We start from the raw sequence: 16049 nt of genomic DNA, 5'->3' as shown, positions 1-16049 counted from the left end.
CGCGCTCGCGGGAGGCCGGCGTCGCCAGGCCACGCTCAAGGGCCGCGCTCGCCGAGCGCCAGCACCTGCGCGTCGCCCGCGGGCGGGCGCGCGGCGAACTCCGGCAGGAGCGCATCGAGCAGGCGGCGCAGCGCCTCCTCGTCGTAGTCGCGGCAGGCGGTCGCGCCCTGGCGCAACTGGCTCTGCAGCAGGCCCCAGGCCATCAGCCGCGGCTGCGCCAGGAAGATCTTGGCGTGGGCGGTCTGCTGGTAGTTCTCGTGCGGATGGAACAGTTCCTCGAACAGCTTCTCGCCGGGGCGCAGGCCGGTGAAGACGATGCCGATGTCGCGGCCGGGCTGCTTGCCGGCCAGGCGGATCATCTGTTCGGCCAGGTAGCGCACCTGCACCGGCTCGCCCATGTCCAGCGCGAAGATCTCGCCGCCGCGGCCGAGTACGCAGGCCTGCAGGATCAGCTGCGCGGCTTCGGGAATCGTCATGAAGTAGCGCGAGATCTCCGGGTGCGTCACCGTCAGCGGGCCGCCCGCGCGGATCTGCTCGCGGAACAGCGGCACCACCGAACCGGCCGAATCGAGCACGTTGCCGAACCGCACCGTGATGAAGCGCGTGCGCGACTGTGCCGCGAAGTTCTGGCAGAACAACTCCGCCACGCGCTTGCAGGCGCCCATCACGCTCGACGGGTTGACCGCCTTGTCGGTCGAGATCAGCACGAAGCTGCCGGCGCCGTGCCGGTCGGCCGCCTCGGCGACGACCTGGGTCGCCAGCACGTTGTTGCGGAAGGCCTCGCGCACCTGCCCCTGCAGCAGCGGCACGTGCTTGTAGGCGGCGGCGTGGAAGACCACCTCCGGCCGCGCACTGGCGAACGCGCGCTCGCAGGCGATCGCGTCGCCGCAGTCACCGACGCGCGGGTCCAGCAGCAGGTCCGGGTACTCCCGCCGCAGCTCCTGCTCGATCCGGTAGAGGTTGTACTCGGACTGCTCGATGATCGTCAGCGTACCGGCACCCAGCCGCGCCACCTGCCGGCACAGCTCCGAGCCGATCGACCCGCCGCCGCCGGTGACCAGCACGCGCTTGCCGGAAATGCCGGTGCGGATCGCGGTCCAGTCGAGCTGGACCGGGTCGCGGCCGAGCAGGTCCTCGATCGCGACTTCCTTGAGTTCGTTGAAGCTGGAGCGGCCGGCGACGATGTCCTCCAGGCGCGGCACCGTGCGGAACGGCAGGCCGGTGTCCTCACAGAAGCCCACGACCCGTCGCATCTGCGCATTGGTCGCCGACGGCATCGCGATCAGCAGCATCTGCGCCGCGGTCTCGCGCGCCAGCACCTGCAGGTCGGCCAGCCCGCCGAGCACCGGCACGCCGTGGACGCGACCGCCACGCAGCTTGGTGTCGTCGTCGAGCACGCCGACCGGCCGGTAGCGGTTCTCGTGCAGCAGGTCGCGCACCAGGGCGGCGCCGGCGCGCCCGGCCCCGAGCACCAGCACGCGCTGCGCCGAACGCCCGCTGCCGAAATCCAGATGGCTGTCCTTCCAGTAGCGGTACAGCAGCCGCGGCCCGCCCAGCAGCACCGACAGCACCAGCGGATAGATCACCAGTACGGCGCGCGGCACGCTGTCGAGGCGGTTGTAGAAGAACAGGACCAGGGCCGCGGCGAGCGCGCCGAGCACGCTGGCGCGCGCGATGTTCCAGAGGTCCGGCAGGCTGGCGAAGCGCCACAGCCCCTTGTAGAGGCCGGTCAGCCAGAACACGGCGCCCTGCGCGAACAGCACCAGGCCCACTTCCGGCGTCAGCCAGCCGATCTGCGGCGGTTCGGCCAGCAGCGAGTAGCGGGCCAGGTTGGCCGCCAGCCAGGCCAGCCATACCATCGCCAGGTCGTGCAGGACCACGGCCAGGCGCGGGTGGATCGCCAGCATCACGTTGCGCGGCGTCATCGCCGTCCCCGCTGGCGGACCTGCCGCAGGCAGCCGCGCTTGCCGGCCCACCACAGCGTCGCGCCCAGCCCGTAGACGCCGCCGAGCGCCAGCAACGCCGGCCCGGACGCGAGCGGCGCGGTCGCGGACGCAAATTCAGGCGCTGAGGAAGGAATGTTCTGCAAGCGATTGATCCAGAAGAGTACCGGCACCACCACGAACAGGTTCCAGCCGGTGTAGAGGCCCACCACCTGGGCATGGCTGCGACCGGCGCGTACCAGCCATTGGTACAGGTGCTCGCGGTGCGCACTATACCAACGCCGGCCCCGCAGCATGCGCGAGAGCAAGGTGGCGGTGGCGTCGACGACGAAGGCCGAGCAGGCGATCAGGACGCTGGCCACCGCCGCCGTGCCCTGCCCCAGGAGCGCGAAACCGACCAGGGCGATCAGCAGGCCGAGCACGCCGCTGCCGACGTCGCCCATGAAGATCCGGGCGTGCGGGAAGTTGAACGGCACGAATCCGGCAACGGCGGCCGCCATGACCACCGCTGCCGCCGCGGCCTCCGGCGCACCGTGGCGGCCGAGCAGGACCGCCAGCACGGCGAACACGAAGATCGCCTGCACCGCCAGCAGGCCGTCGATGCCGTCCATGAAGTTGTGCAGGTTGATGCTCCAGACGATGACCAGGCCGACCACGAGCCCGGCCACCAGGTAGGCGGCCAGGATCGCACCGAACGAGCCGGAAAACGCCTCCATCGCCGCGCCGGGCGCCGCCAGGAACTGCAGCAGCGTCGGCGCGAACACGATCAGCGCGGCCAGCCAGTGCACCGCGAAGCGCACGCCGGCCGCGAGCGGCCGGTGGTCGTCGATCCAGCCGATCGCGGCGACCAGCACGATTGCCAGCACCACCGGCCAGCGGTCTGGACTCCACAGCGCGATCGGCACGCCGACGCAGAGCAGGACCGCCACCACGATCGCCACGCCGCCGCCGCGCGGCGTCGGCGCGGCATGCGAGCGGCGTTGCCCGGGCAGGTCGATCAGCCGGCGGCGGCGGGCGTAGCCGATGCTCGCGTAGGTCAGGGCCGCCGACAGCGCGAACGCCAGCGCGGCCAGCACCGGGGCGGTCGTCCAGGGTGCGGGCATGCCTGCCGCCCTACTCGCCGACGACGCCGTGGATCGGCCGCACCGACTCCCAGCTCTTGCAGCTGGGGCACTGCCAATGATGGGCCTTGGCGCCGAATCCGCAGCGGTTGCAGCGGTACATCGCCTGGCCTTCGAGCAGCTTGCGGGCCAGGTCGCGCAGCAGCAGCAGGTTCTCGCGCGCCTCGCCGCGCGAGCGGTCGAGGCTGACGTCGATCAGCGCGATCAGCGCGCGCACCGACGGACGCTGGCGCAGCGTCTGGTTGAGGTAGGCGATCGCGACCGCCTCGCCGCGCGTGCTGGCGTAGAGCTTGGCCAGCGCCAGCACCGGCGATACGCCCTTGTAGCGCTGGCTGATCTCGAGCAGGAAGGCCTCGGCGCGCTGCATCTGCTGCGCGCGCGCGTAGCAGTCCAGCAGCGGCGCCAGGATCTCCGGCACGTAGTCCACGTCCTGCTCGGCGACGCGCTCGAACGCGCCGATCGCCTGGGGCAGGTGGCCGCGCGCGGACTCGATGTGGCCGCGCAGGATGCTGGCGCGCACGCAGCGCCCCTCGACGCCCTCGGCCTGGTCCAGATAGGCCAGCGCCGCGCCCCAGTCCGCCTGCGCACGCGCCTGCTCGGCCAGCTCGCAGTAGAACTGCGCGACGATCGCCGCCTGCGAATCGCCGCTGGCCTTCTCCAGCCGGCGTGCGTGCTCGATCGCCTTGTTCCAGTCGCGCTCGTGCTGGTAGATGCCGATCAGGTGGCGCAGCGCCGACGGCGCGAGGGCATCCATGGCGACCAGGTCGCTGAACAGCGTCTCGGCGCGGTCGAGCAGGCCGGCGCGCATGTAGTCCTCGCCGAGCTCGAGCAGGGCGACGGTCTTCTCCGACTCGCTGAGGTTGGGCCGTGCGATCAGGTGCTGGTGGACGCGGATCGCCCGCTCCACCTCACCGCGCCGGCGGAACAGGTTGCCCAGCGCCAGGTGCGTCTCGACCGTGTCGCGGTTGATCTCGGCCAGCTTGAGGAAGACCTCGATCGCCTTGTCCTGCTGCTCGTTGAGCAGGTAGTTGAGGCCGCGGAAGTAGCTGGTGGAAAGCTCGTTGACGCGCGCGCCGGAACTGCGCTCGCTACCGCGCCGGCCGAGCAGCCAGCCCGACAGCGCAGCGACCGGCAGCAGCAGGAACAGCAATGCCAGTTCGTTCATGCACCACCGGATACCGCGGCATCGTCGCCGCCTGCGGGGGCGGCCGGTTGCGGCCGGGCCGCGGCCGCCCGTGCACGGCGCCGGTCGCGGCGGCCGCGGGCGAACCAGACCAGGCAGCCGCCGGAAAGCCAGCCCAGCACCAGGGCGGTCAGCAACGCCGCGCCCTTGGGCAGCGTCGCCTGCGTGAAGTACAGGTCCACGGTGACCGGGTCGCCGTTGAGCGCGCCGAACACGGCGCCGAACGCGGCGAACAGCACGATCAGGAGAACGGTCAGGCCCGAGCGCATCGCCCCTCCTGCCGGTACCGGCCGGCGGCCTTCGCCGCCCGACCGCTATGCGATTCAGTCGCCCTGCGGCAACAACGGCTTGGCCGACTCATTGACGCGCTCACGCAATTCCTTGCCGGGCTTGAAATGCGGCACATGCTTGCCCGGCAGCGCCACCGCGTCGCCGGTCTTGGGGTTGCGCCCCATGCGCGGCGGGCGGTAGTGCAGCGAAAAGCTGCCGAACCCGCGGATCTCGATACGATCACCGTCGGCCAGCGCCTGGCTCATCTGTTCGAGCAGGCTCTTGACCGCCAGCTCCACATCGTTGGCCGCAAGGTGTACCTGGCGTGCGGCCAACGCTTCAATCAACTCCGACTTGGTCATCGACGCGGAACGTTCTAGTTGTGGGCCGCCGCTGCCCGCCCGGAGGCGGGCAGCGGGGTTTGTTTCATCACCCGCCGCACGAAGACGGCGGCGCCCCTGTGACGCGTGGATCAGTCGGCCGAGCGGCCGAGCTGCTCCTTGAGCAACGCACCCAGCTTGGTCGTGCCGCCGGACGCGCTCTGGTACTCCTCGAGCGTCTGCTGCAGTTCTTCCTCGTCCTTCGCGCGGATCGAAAGCTGCAGGCTGCGGCCCTTGCGGTCCATGCCGGTGTACTTGGCTTCGACCGTGTCGCCGACCTTGAGGTACTGCGTGGCGTCCTCGACACGCTCCTTGGCGATGTCGTTGGCGCGCAGGTAGCCCTCGACGCCGTCGCCCAGGTCGATCGTGGCGCCGCGTGCATCGACTTCGCGGACGGTGCCGCTGACGATGCTGCCGCGCGGATGCGCCGCCATGAACTGGCCGAACGGATCCTGCTCGAGCTGCTTGACGCCGAGCGAGATGCGCTCGCGCTCCGGATCGACCGCCAGCACGACCGCCTCGATCTCCTCGCCCTTCTTGAAGTTGCGGACCAGGTCTTCACCGGTGGTCTGCCAGGAGATGTCGGACAGGTGCACGAGGCCGTCGATGCCGCCGTCCAGGCCCACGAAGATGCCGAAGTCGGTGATCGACTTGATCGTGCCGATGACCTTGTCGTTCTTCTTGTGGATCGCGGCGAAGGCTTCCCACGGGTTGGCGCGGGTCTGCTTCATGCCGAGCGAGATGCGGCGACGCTCCTCGTCGACGTCCAGGACCATGACCTCGACCTCGTCGCCGACCTGGACCATCTTGCCCGGGTTGACGTTCTTGTTGGTCCAGTCCATTTCCGAGACGTGCACCAGGCCTTCGACGCCCGGCTCCAGCTCGACGAAGCAGCCGTAGTCGGTGACGTTGCTGACCTTGCCGAACAGGCGCGTACCGGTCGGGTAGCGGCGCGAGATCGCGACCCACGGATCCTCGCCCAGCTGCTTGAGGCCGAGGCTGACGCGGTTGCGCTCGCGGTCGAACTTGAGCACGCGCACGTCCAGCTCGTCGCCGACGTTGACGACTTCGGACGGATGGCGCACGCGCTTCCAGGCCATGTCGGTGATGTGCAGCAGGCCGTCGATGCCGCCGAGGTCGACGAACGCACCGTAGTCGGTGAGGTTCTTGACGACGCCCTTGACGACCGCGCCCTCCTGCAGACGATCGAGCAGCTGCTCGCGCTCGACGCTGAACTCGCTCTCGACCACCGCGCGACGCGAGACCACCACATTGTTGCGCTTGCGGTCGAGCTTGATGATCTTGAACTCGAGTTCCTTGCCCTCGAGGTAGGACGGGTCGCGCACCGGCCGCACGTCGACCAGCGAGCCCGGCAGGAACGCACGGACGTCCTTGATGTCGACGGTGAAGCCACCCTTGACCTTGCCGGAGATCCGGCCGGTGATGGCGGCATTGGCGGTCTGCGCCTCTTCGAGCTCGTCCCACACCAGCGAGCGCTTGGCCTTCTCGCGCGAGAGCATCGTCTCGCCGAAGCCGTTCTCGATGGAGTCGAGGGCGACCTTGACTTCGTCGCCGAGGCTGATTTCCAGCTCGCCCTGATCGTTCTTGAACTGCTCGATCGGAATGATGCCTTCGGACTTCAGGCCCGCGTTGACGACGACGACGTCGTTGCGGATGTCGACGACGATGCCGGAAACGATGGCGCCGGAGCGCAGCTTGGCCAGCGAGGACTGGCTCTGTTCGAACAGCTCAGCAAAACTTTCGGTCATGTTGGTATCCAGTTGAAGACAACAGATCGCAGCCGTCTCCGCGCATTTCCGATGGCGGGACGAGACGCGATCCACCTGTCGAGGGCGTCCGCTGCGGGCGGGCGCCGTGTATGTTTCCCGGCGCGGATGCGCCGGACCTTTCCTCTCGCTTGCTCAGGCCGGACGCAACAAGTCCAGCACCCGCGCCACCACCGCACCGACCGGAATACCGGTCGTGTCGATGAGTACGGCATCGGGTGCCGGCTTGAGCGGCGCCACCACACGGGCGGCGTCGCGCGCGTCGCGCGCCTCGATTTCATGCAAAAGGGATGCGAGTGTAACGTTCAACCCCTTTTCTTTCAACTGTTTATGCCGGCGGCGCGCGCGCTCGGCCGCACTGGCGGTCAGAAACACCTTGTGCGGGGCGTCCGGAAAGATCACGGTGCCCATGTCGCGGCCGTCGGCCACCAGGCCGGGCGCCTTGCGGAAGCCGCGCTGGCGCTCGAACAGCGCGGCACGCACCCCCGGGATCGCGGCGATCGCCGAGGCCGCCGCGCCGGCGGTCTCGGTGCGCAGCTCGTCGGTGGCGTCGTGCCCGTTGACGACCACCCGTGTCTCGCCGCCGTCCTTCGGGTCGCGGAACGCGATCTTGGTGATCTGCGCGCAGCGCGTGACCGCCTCGGTGTCGGACAGGTCCAGCCCGGCCATGCCGGCGGCGTAGCCGACCGCCCGGTACAGGGCGCCCGAATCGAGCAGGTGCCAGCCCAGCGCATCGGCCACCAGGCGGCTGATGGTGCCCTTGCCGGAGCCGGAAGGACCGTCGATCGTCAGTACCGGGGCGGCCAGGGGCGATGCCGGCGTCATGGGCGGTCCTCGAGCGGAATCGCACATTCTAGAACGTGACGCCGGTTTTGGAACCCGGTGCCCTGCCCCGGACCCGGCTGCCACACCGGGGGCGCTTGACCGGCGTCAAGACCGCCGGCACCGAAAGGATCAAGCTAGGCATCGCCGGCCGGCGGTCGAGGAACGGCCTGCCGGCGCGCCCCCGGGATGGGGCGCGTGCGGGCCGCCGGCGCCAGCCGCCGATCCGCGCGACCGTCCGAGCCGGGAGCGGGCAGGACAGCCCTTTCCCAGCCCCTGCTGGATCCGTGGAGAACCGCCATGTTCAAGAAGATCCTGGTCCCGACCGACGGCAGCGCGCTGTCGCACAAGGCGATCGCGGGCGCGGTCGAGCTGGCCACCGCGCTCGGCGCCGGCCTCGTCGGCTACTGCGGCGCCGAGGCCTATGCGCTGTCGTTCGCCGAATACACCCTGGTCGATCCGGAGCAGTTCCGTGCCCAGGCGCTCGCGGGCGCGCAACGCCATGCGAATGCCGTCGCCCGCGCCGCGGCGGCGGCCGGCGTGCCGTGCGAGACGGCCGCCGCACCGTGCGACACGGTCTGGTCCGGCATCATCGAGGCGGCGACCGCCCACGGCTGCGACCTGATCCTGATGGCCTCGCACGGCCGGCGCGGCCTGTCCGCCGCCCTGCTCGGCAGCGAGACGCAGAAGGTGCTGACCCACTCGACGATCCCGGTCCTGGTCTACCGCTGAACGGACGCGGTCAGTCGGGCTGCGTCGACAGCGCGAAACCGCAGCCGTTGGCCAGCTCGACGAAGCCCGGGAACGAGGTGGCGACGTTCGCGCAGTCGCCGATCGTCACGGCACCGCCGGCCACGAGGCCGGCCACGGCGAAGCTCATCGCCACGCGGTGGTCGCCGTGGCTGTCGATACGCCCGCCGCCGATCGGCCCGCCGTGGACGATCGCGCCGTCGGGGCGCTCCTCCACTGCCACGCCCAGCGCCGCCAGGCCGACCGCCATCGTCGCGATGCGGTCCGACTCCTTCACGCGCAGCTCGGCCGCGCCGGTGACCCGGGTGGTGCCGGCGGCGGCGGCCGCGGCGATGAAGAACACCGGCAGCTCGTCGATCATGTCCGGCACCAGCCCGACCGGCAGGTCGATGCCGCGCAAGGGCGCATGGCGCACGCGCAGGTCGGCCACGGCCTCCTCGCCCTCCTCGCGCCGACGCTCCTCGGCGATGTCCGCGCCCATCAGCCGCAGCGCCGTCAGCAGGCCGGTCCGCCGCGGATTGAGGCCGACCGCGCGCAGCAGCAGCTCCGAGCCGGGCACCAGCGAGGCGGCGACCAGGAAGAAGGCGGCCGACGAGAAATCCGCCGGGACCCGGACGTCGGCCGCGCACAGGCGATGGCCGCCGGAAAGCCGCGCCCAGCCTTCGCCGAACGCGACCGGCCAGCCGAAGGCCGCCAGCATCCGCTCGGTGTAGTCGCGGGTCGGGTGGACCTCACGCACCTCGGTCTCGCCCTCGGCGTAGAGCCCGGCCAGCAGCACGGCCGATTTCACCTGCGCGCTGGCCACCGGCAGCACCTGCAGCGCGCCGTGCAGGGCACGGCCGCCGGCGATGTGCAGCGGCGGCAGGCCGCCGGCCTGGGCCTGGATCGATGCGCCCATGCGCGCCAGCGGCTCGATCACGCGTCCCATCGGCCGGCGCGACAGCGAGGCATCGCCGGTCAGCACGGTGTCGAAGCGCTGGCCGGCCAGCACACCGGCCAGCAGGCGCATGCCGGTACCGGCATTGCCGCAGTCGATCGGGCCGTCCGGCGCGCGCAGGCCGTGCAGGCCCACGCCGTGCACCCGCCGGCACGACGGCGACGGGGTCTCGATCCGCACGCCCATGCGGGCGAACGCGGCGGCAGTGGCGCGCGTGTCCTCGCCCTCCAGGAAGCCGTCGATGCGCGAGACGCCGTCGGCCAGTGCTGCGAGCATGACCGCCCGATGCGACACCGACTTGTCGCCCGGCACCACCAGCTCGCCGCGCAGCGGCGCCGCGGACGTGCTGGACCAATCGATCGGCTTCATTCCAATCCACTCCTGGAAACGGCACTACGGCGAGCGCGGCACCTGCAGTTGGCGATGCACGGCGCGGCGACGGCGGGCACGAGGGCGGCGACGGCCCTCATCGGGACGGCAGCGCCGCCAGCAGGCGCGCGTTCTCGGCGCGGCTGCCGACGCTGATGCGCAGCGTATGCGCAAGCCCGTAGCCGGCCATCGGACGCACGATCACCGCCTGCCGGAACAGCGCGGCCTCCAGCGCGGTGGCGTCGACGCCGAGATCGACCAGCAGGAAATTCGTCTGCGACGGCAGCACGCGATAGCCGCGCGCCGCCAGTTCGCCGGCCAGCCAGGCCCGCTCGGCAAAGGTCCACTGGCGGACCTCGCGCAGGTGCGCCTCGTCGCCGAGCGCCGCTTCGGCGGCGGCCAGCGCCAGGCCGTTGACGTTGAACGATTCGCGCAGCCGCTCGATCACGCCGACCACGCTGGGATGCGCGACCAGGTAGCCCACGCGCAGGCCCGCCAGGGCGTAGGCCTTGGAGAACGTGCGCGTGACGACCAGGTTCGGATGGCGGTCGGCGAAGCGCAGCGCGCTGCGCGGCCCGGCGGCGTCGGCGAACTCGTGATAGGCCTCGTCGACGACGACCAGGGCCGACGGCGGCGTCCGCGCCAGCAGCGCCTCCAGCTCGGCGTCCGCGAACCAGCCGCCGGTGGGGTTGTTCGGGTTGGCGAGGAACACCAGGCGCGTGTCCGGCCGGACCGCGGCGGCGATGGCCGCCAGGTCGTGTCCGTAGGGCATCGACGGATGGTCGCCGGGCAAGGCCGGCACGCGCAGGCCCTGCGCGCCGGCGGCGGCGGTGGCGATCGCGAACACCGCGAACCCGAACTGCGAATGGACCACCGAGGTCGCGGCATCGGCGAAGCACTGCGCGAGCAGCATCAGCAGCTCGTGCGAGCCGTTGCCGAGCGCGATGCGCGCCTCGTCGACCTGCAACCGGGCCGCCAGGGCGCGCTTGAGGTCGCCACCCTTGGGGTCCGGGTAGCGGAAGCTGGCCGCCAGTCCCGCCTGCACCGCCGCCAGGGCGCGCGGGCTGGCGCCGAGCGGATTCTCGTTGGAGCCCAGCTCCGCCAGCAGCGCGCCGTGCAGCCGGCGCAGCGCCGGCAGGTCGTGTCCCGGATCGTAGGCGCGCAGCGCCGCAGTGGCCCGATTGGCCAGGTGCGCCGCGTCGAAGCTCACGGCACGGCGACCGGATAGGAGCCGAGCACCTTGATCTGCGCCGCGTACGCGTCGAGCTCGGCCAGGGCGCGCTGCATCGGCGCGTCCTCGACGTGGCCGGCCAGGTCGATGAAGAACGCGTACTCCCACTTGGCCTGGTGCGAGGGCCGCGACTCGATGCGGTTCATGCTGATGCCGTGCCGCGCGAACGGGCTGAGCACGTTGAACAGCGCGCCGGGCTGGTCCTTGATGAACACCAGCACCGAGGTGCGGTCGTGGCCCGACGCCGGGAACAGCTGCCGGCCGAGCACCAGGAACCGCGTCGTGTTGTCCTTGTTGTCCTCGATCGGGCTCATGATGACCTTGCGCAGGCCGTACACGTGGCCGGCCGACTCGCCGGCGATCGCGGCCGCGTCGTCGGCATTGCGCGCGCGGCGCGCGCCCTCGGCATTGCTCGACACCGGGATCTTCTCGGCCTTGGGCAGGTTGCCGCGCAGCCAGGCCTGCGTCTGGGCGAAGGACTGCGGGTGCGAGTAGATCCGCTCGATGTCCTCGATGCGGCCGCTGCGCGAAAGCAGGAACTGGTGCACGCGCAGCTCCACCTCGCCGCAGATCCTGAGGCCGGAGGTCAGGAACATGTCGAGCGTGACCTGGATCGTGCCCTGGCCGGAGTTCTCGACCGGCACGACGCCGAAATCGGCATTGCCGTTCTCGACCTCCTGGAACACCTCCTCGATGCTGGCCATCGGCATGCCGTGCGCGGAGCGGCCGAAGTGCTTGAGCACCGCCTGCTGGCTGAAGGTGCCTTCCGGCCCGAGGAAGCCGATCTTCAGCGGCTCCTGCTGGGCCAGGCAGGCCGACATGATCTCGCGGAACACGTGCACCAGGACCTCGTCACTGAGCGGTCCCTGGTTGCGGTCCACCACCATGCGCAGCACCTGCGCCTCGCGCTCGGGCCGGTAGTAGTCCACCGCGGCGGCGAGCGGGCCCTTGGCCAGCCCGACCTGATGGGCGAAGCGCGCGCGCTCGGCGATCAGCTCCTGGATGCTGCGGTCGATGCCGTCGATGCGCGCGCGCACCTCGGGCAGGCTCAAGGGCGGTTGCGGGGTGTCGTCGGTGCTCATGGGCGGAAGGCGTGGGCGTGAAAGGAGGGAGGCGCCGTCAACCGTGGCGGCTGGCGAAATCGCGCATGAAGCCGACCAGGGCCTGCACCGCTTCGAGCGGCACGGCGTTGTAGAGCGAGGCGCGCATGCCGCCGACCAGCTTGTGCCCCTTGAGGGCGAGCAGGCCCGCCGCGTGCGACTCGCGCAGGAAGGCCGCATCGAGGTCGGCGCGCGGCAGCGTGAACGGCACGTTCATCAGCGAGCGTGCCGCCGGATCGACCGTATTGCGGTAGAAGCCGGAGGCGTCGATCGCGTCGTACAGCAAGGCCGCCTTCTCGCGGTTGCGCGCGGCCATCGCGGCGACGCCGCCCTGCGCCTTGAGCCACTTGAACACCAGGCCCGCCAGGTACCAGCCGAAGGTGTTGGGCGTATTGAGCAACGAGCCCTGCGCGGCGTGCTCGGCATAGCTGAAGATCCGGGCGATGTCGGCCGGGCTGCGCGCCAGCAGGTCGTCACGGACGATCAGGACGACCAGGCCGGAGGCGCCGATGTTCTTCTGCGCGCCGGCGTAGATCAGCCCGTAGCGGGCGACGTCGATCGGCCGCGACAGGATGTCCGAGGACATGTCGGCCACCAGCGGCACGTCGCCGGTGTCGGGCAGTGGGTCGAACTGCACGCCGTGGATCGTCTCGTTGCTGACGAGGTGGACGTAGGCCGCCGACGGATCGAGCCGCCACCGCCCGGCCGCCGGCAGGCCGGTGTAGCCGCCGTCCTGCGCGCTCGCGGCGACGCGGACGGTGACGTAGGGAGACGCCTCGCGCGCCGCCTTCTCGCTCCAGGCACCGGTCAGCACGTAGTCGGCGACCTGGTCGCGGCGCGCGATGTTCATCGGGATCTGCGCGAAATGCTGGGTCGCCCCGCCCTGCAGGAACAGCACCTTGTAGCCGTCCGGGATCGCCAGCAGGTCGCGCAGGTCCTGCTCGGCCGTGGCGGCCAGCGCCATGAAGTCCTTGCCGCGATGGCTGATCTCCATCACCGAGGCGCCGACGCCGTTCCATTCGAGCAGCTCGGCCTGCGCCTGGCGCAACACCGCCTCCGGCAAGGCGGCCGGACCGGCGCTGAAATTGAAGCATCGACTCACGGGGCCACTCCGGCGCACAGGACGGTCAGGGAACGAGCAAGAGTAGTCTGCGTTGCTGCGGCGCGGCAAGCCGGCAGCGACGGTTGCAACGGAAACCGGATCGGCCGGTGCCGTTCATTTTCCGCACCGCGATACTCCGGTATCGTCGTGGCGGTTTTCTGTCGCTCCGCAGGCCTGCCGATGCGCCGTCCGCCCCCGCCGATCCCTGGTTCGGAAATCACGCCGGAAGCGGTCTGGCTGCGCCGCCGCGAGATCGTCAAGGCGCTGGCCCTGGCCGGCCCCGCGCTGATCGCCGGTTGCGGCCGCGCCGGCGACAGCGCCGCCGCCGATGCCACCGGCACGGCCGACCTGCCCGGCCGGCCGCTCACGATCGCGCAGCGCGGTGCCTACGCCACCGACGAGACGCAGACCCGCCTGCACGACGCCACCCACTACAACAACTACTACGAGTTCGGCACCGGCAAGGACGACCCGGCCAAGCGCTCGGGCCGCTTCAAGCCGGAACCCTGGAGCGTGGACATCGCCGGCCATGCCGAAGTGACCGGGCGCGTCACGCTCGAGGACCTGCTCAAGCCGCATCCGCTGCAGGAACGGATCTACCGGATGCGCTGCGTCGAGGCCTGGTCGATGGTGATTCCCTGGGTCGGCATCCCGCTCGGCGACGTGCTCAAGCGGTTCCGGCCGACGGCCCAGGCCAAGTACGTGGCGTTCACGACGGTGGAACGCCCGGCCGAGATGCCGGGGCTCTCCTATCCGGTGCTGCGCTGGCCGTACCGCGAAGGACTGCGCATCGACGAGGCGATGCATCCGCTGACGCTGCTGGTGGTCGGCCTCTACGGCCGTACGCTGCCCAACCAGAACGGCGCGCCGCTGCGGCTGGTGGTGCCGTGGAAGTACGGCTTCAAGGGCATCAAGTCGATCGTGCGCATCGATTTCACCGAGAGCGAGCCGACCACCTCGTGGAACCTGTCGGCCGGCGACGAGTATGGCTTCTATGCCAACGTCAATCCCGACGTCAGCCACCCGCGCTGGAGCCAGGCCACCGAGCGCCGCATCGCCGGCGACGGCTTCAACCTGCTCGGCAACCGCGTGGCGACGCTGCCGTTCAACGGCTATGCCGAGCACGTCGCGTCGCTGTACGCCGGCATGGACCTGCGGGCCCATTACTGATGCCGCGCCGCCTGGACCGGATCGCCCTCAGCAAACCGTTCGTCTTCGCCGCCTGCCTGCTGCCGCTGGCGTGGATCACCTGGCTGGCCGTCCAGGGCGGACTGGGCCCGGACCCGGTCGCGCGGCTGGAGCATGAAACCGGGCTGTGGGCGCTGCGGCTGCTGCTGGCGACGCTCGCCGCCGCGCCGCTGCGACGCCTCACCGGCTGGCACGGGCTGATCCGCTATCGCCGCATGCTCGGCCTGTTCGCATTCTTCTACGCCAGCGTGCACCTGGCGATCTACCTGGTGATCGACCTGGGCGGCTTCTGGTCGCAGATCCTCGCCGAGATCGCCAAGCGGCCGTTCATCACCGTGGGCTTCCTGGCCTGGCTGCTGATGATCCCGCTGGCGGCCACCTCGACCCGCGCGATGATGCGGCGGCTCGGCCGGCACTGGCAGCAGCTGCACCGGCTGGTCTATCCACTGGCGGTGCTGGCGGTGCTGCACTTCCTCTGGCAGGTCAAGTACGGCGAGACGATCGCGGTGCGCGAGCCGGTCATCTATGCCGCCGTCCTGGCCGTGCTGCTGGCCGCGCGCGTGCCTGGCTGGCTGCGCCAGGCCGGAGTGCGCGGCTCAGGTGCCCAGCAGCAGTAGCAAGGCCAGCGCCAGGCCGATCAGCGCGCCGCCGCCGATCAGCCACCACAGGCCGCTGCGCGTGGCTTCCGTGTCGCCGTCGGACGCATCCAGGCGGCTGCCGTCGATCACCGGCTGCGGCACCAGCGGCGTGCGGCTGAGCTGGTCGACCGCCGGCAGGCCGGGCGCCTCGACCAGGAACCGGTTGCGGCCGAAGACGACCTGGTCGCCCGACTGCAGCACCGCGGCGGCGACCGGCACGCCGTTCACCTGTGCACCGGCCGGCTCCTGGCTGCGCAGCACGATGCGCTGGCCGCTCAGCAGGATCGTCGCGTGCAGCGGCTCGACGCCGGCCTCGTCGATGACCAGGTCGTTGCCGGGCGCCGAGCCGATCACCAGCCGCGGGTTGATCGCGATCGACTTGCCGAACCACGAGCCGGAGATCCCACGCAGCGCGACACGCGCCACCGGACCGGACGCATCCGCATCGTCGAGGGCCGTCAGATCGGCGTCGACGTCGGTATCGCGATCGGGCTTGACCAGGAACGCGACGCGGTCGAGACAGACGGTGTCGCCCAGCCGCAGCAGGGCCTTCTCGCGCACCGGGCGGGCGTTGACGTGAGTGCGCGCAGCGCCGTCGAGCACGTCGAGCACCAGGCCGCGGGCATCGGCAGTGACGCGGGCATGCCAGGCCAGGACGCCGTCAGCCGCGATCACGATCGTATTGCCTTGCGCACTTCCGAGCGTGACGGCGCCGGCGGTGACGACGACGTCGCGGTGCTCGCCGTTCGGGAAACTCAGGCGCATCGGCCATCCAGGCTTGTCATTGGCGCGAAATTTAGCACAGCATGCCGGCCCGCATCCCTCGTTCCAGGAGCCTCGGCATGAGCCGCATCGACATCGTCCGACCGCATCAGCGCAGCCGCCAGGACGTGCAGGCCGCGGTCGATCGCCTGGCCTGTTCGCTCGGCGGCCAGTTCGGCGTCTGCCATCGCTGGGACGGCGATACGCTCGCGTTCGAACGCAGCGGCGTGCGCGGCCGCATCGCGGTATCGGACCATGAGGTTCGCGTGACGGCCGAGCTCGGCCTGCTGATGGGCGCGATGAAGCCGCTGATCGAGCGCGAGATCGTGCGCTACCTCGACGAACACCTGGCCTGACGGCCGGCGAACCGCTCCGCCGCGGCCGGCTCCACGCCGGCCGCGGACCGCCACGCAGTGCCCGGAGTCCGCCACAACGCCTCGCTATACTCGCGCCCACTGTTCTGGGA

At 70.9% G+C, this 16049-nt stretch carries 16 protein-coding genes; 4 read left to right on the top strand and 12 right to left on the bottom strand.

Annotated elements, in window-relative coordinates; translation table 11 throughout:
- Positions 1–35: 35 nt before the first annotated feature.
- From I596_RS07940 to cmk, 7 genes are all read right to left on the bottom strand, one after another.
- Positions 36–1925, bottom strand: coding sequence for a polysaccharide biosynthesis protein (locus I596_RS07940; RefSeq protein WP_067646146.1), 1890 nt, complete (start codon positions 1923–1925; stop codon positions 36–38).
- Positions 1922–3046: a glycosyltransferase family 4 protein gene (locus I596_RS07935; RefSeq protein WP_067646144.1), complete on the bottom strand. Its 1125-nt coding sequence runs from the start codon at positions 3044–3046 to the stop codon at positions 1922–1924. The genes I596_RS07940 and I596_RS07935 overlap by 4 nt, the downstream gene beginning before the upstream one ends.
- 10 nt (positions 3047–3056) lie before the next feature.
- Positions 3057–4229: a lipopolysaccharide assembly protein LapB gene (lapB, locus tag I596_RS07930; RefSeq protein WP_067646143.1), complete on the bottom strand. Its 1173-nt coding sequence runs from the start codon at positions 4227–4229 to the stop codon at positions 3057–3059.
- Positions 4226–4516: a lipopolysaccharide assembly protein LapA domain-containing protein gene (locus I596_RS07925; protein ID WP_067646141.1), complete on the bottom strand. Its 291-nt coding sequence runs from the start codon at positions 4514–4516 to the stop codon at positions 4226–4228. Before I596_RS07925 ends, lapB begins: the two co-directional genes overlap by 4 nt.
- A gap of 54 nt (positions 4517–4570) precedes the next feature.
- The gene (locus I596_RS07920) at positions 4571–4990 is read right to left on the bottom strand and encodes an integration host factor subunit beta (RefSeq protein WP_257722439.1); all 420 of its coding nucleotides are present in this window, start codon (positions 4988–4990) and stop codon (positions 4571–4573) included.
- Positions 4990–6666 (bottom strand): 30S ribosomal protein S1, encoded by a 1677-nt coding sequence (gene rpsA, locus I596_RS07915; RefSeq protein ID WP_067646138.1) that lies wholly within the window; start codon positions 6664–6666, stop codon positions 4990–4992. The genes I596_RS07920 and rpsA overlap by 1 nt, the downstream gene beginning before the upstream one ends.
- Before the next feature lie 153 nt (positions 6667–6819).
- Entirely contained in the window at positions 6820–7509 is a 690-nt protein-coding gene (cmk, locus tag I596_RS07910) for a (d)CMP kinase (RefSeq protein ID WP_083965452.1), read from the bottom strand.
- Positions 7510–7806: 297 nt separating this feature from the next.
- On the opposite strand from cmk, the gene I596_RS07905 reads away from it, so the two are divergent.
- The gene (locus tag I596_RS07905) at positions 7807–8238 is read left to right on the top strand and encodes a universal stress protein (protein WP_067646136.1); all 432 of its coding nucleotides are present in this window, start codon (positions 7807–7809) and stop codon (positions 8236–8238) included.
- Between the two features lie 10 nt (positions 8239–8248).
- Here I596_RS07905 and aroA read toward each other — a convergent pair whose 3' ends face one another.
- The 4 genes from aroA to serC form a co-directional block, all read right to left on the bottom strand.
- The gene (aroA, locus tag I596_RS07900) at positions 8249–9562 is read right to left on the bottom strand and encodes a 3-phosphoshikimate 1-carboxyvinyltransferase (RefSeq protein WP_067646134.1); all 1314 of its coding nucleotides are present in this window, start codon (positions 9560–9562) and stop codon (positions 8249–8251) included.
- Between the two features lie 97 nt (positions 9563–9659).
- The gene (gene hisC / locus I596_RS07895; protein ID WP_067646132.1) at positions 9660–10772 is read right to left on the bottom strand and encodes a histidinol-phosphate transaminase; all 1113 of its coding nucleotides are present in this window, start codon (positions 10770–10772) and stop codon (positions 9660–9662) included.
- Positions 10769–11875 carry a prephenate dehydratase gene (gene pheA / locus I596_RS07890; protein WP_067646130.1) on the bottom strand — a complete coding sequence of 369 codons (1107 nt, stop codon included), beginning with the start codon at positions 11873–11875 and terminating at the stop codon, positions 10769–10771. The genes hisC and pheA overlap by 4 nt, the downstream gene beginning before the upstream one ends.
- Positions 11876–11912: 37 nt before the next feature.
- Entirely contained in the window at positions 11913–12995 is a 1083-nt protein-coding gene (gene serC, locus I596_RS07885) for a 3-phosphoserine/phosphohydroxythreonine transaminase (RefSeq protein WP_067646128.1), read from the bottom strand.
- Between the two features lie 180 nt (positions 12996–13175).
- On the opposite strand from serC, the gene msrP reads away from it, so the two are divergent.
- Both msrP and I596_RS07875 read left to right on the top strand, forming a co-directional pair.
- A complete protein-coding gene (msrP, locus tag I596_RS07880; RefSeq protein WP_067646126.1) occupies positions 13176–14165 on the top strand; it encodes a protein-methionine-sulfoxide reductase catalytic subunit MsrP in 990 nt (329 codons plus the stop codon).
- The gene (locus tag I596_RS07875) at positions 14165–14800 is read left to right on the top strand and encodes a protein-methionine-sulfoxide reductase heme-binding subunit MsrQ (protein WP_067646124.1); all 636 of its coding nucleotides are present in this window, start codon (positions 14165–14167) and stop codon (positions 14798–14800) included. The genes msrP and I596_RS07875 overlap by 1 nt, the downstream gene beginning before the upstream one ends.
- Here I596_RS07875 and I596_RS07870 read toward each other — a convergent pair.
- On the bottom strand, positions 14780–15586 hold the full coding sequence (locus I596_RS07870) for an FHA domain-containing protein (protein WP_067646122.1): 807 nt from the start codon (positions 15584–15586) through the stop codon (positions 14780–14782). The genes I596_RS07875 and I596_RS07870 overlap by 21 nt on opposite strands.
- A gap of 77 nt (positions 15587–15663) precedes the next feature.
- Between I596_RS07870 and I596_RS07865 the strand changes: the two genes are divergently transcribed.
- Entirely contained in the window at positions 15664–15939 is a 276-nt protein-coding gene (locus tag I596_RS07865; RefSeq protein ID WP_067646120.1) for a polyhydroxyalkanoic acid system family protein, read from the top strand.
- The last annotated feature ends 110 nt before the right edge of the window (positions 15940–16049 follow it).

Origin of the sequence: Dokdonella koreensis DS-123 (assembly GCF_001632775.1) — a bacterium.
In the GTDB taxonomy this organism is placed as follows: Bacteria; Pseudomonadota; Gammaproteobacteria; order Xanthomonadales; family Rhodanobacteraceae; genus Dokdonella; species Dokdonella koreensis.
Note: the sequence above shows the minus strand (reverse complement) of the source record. Positions and strands in the feature narration are given on the sequence as shown.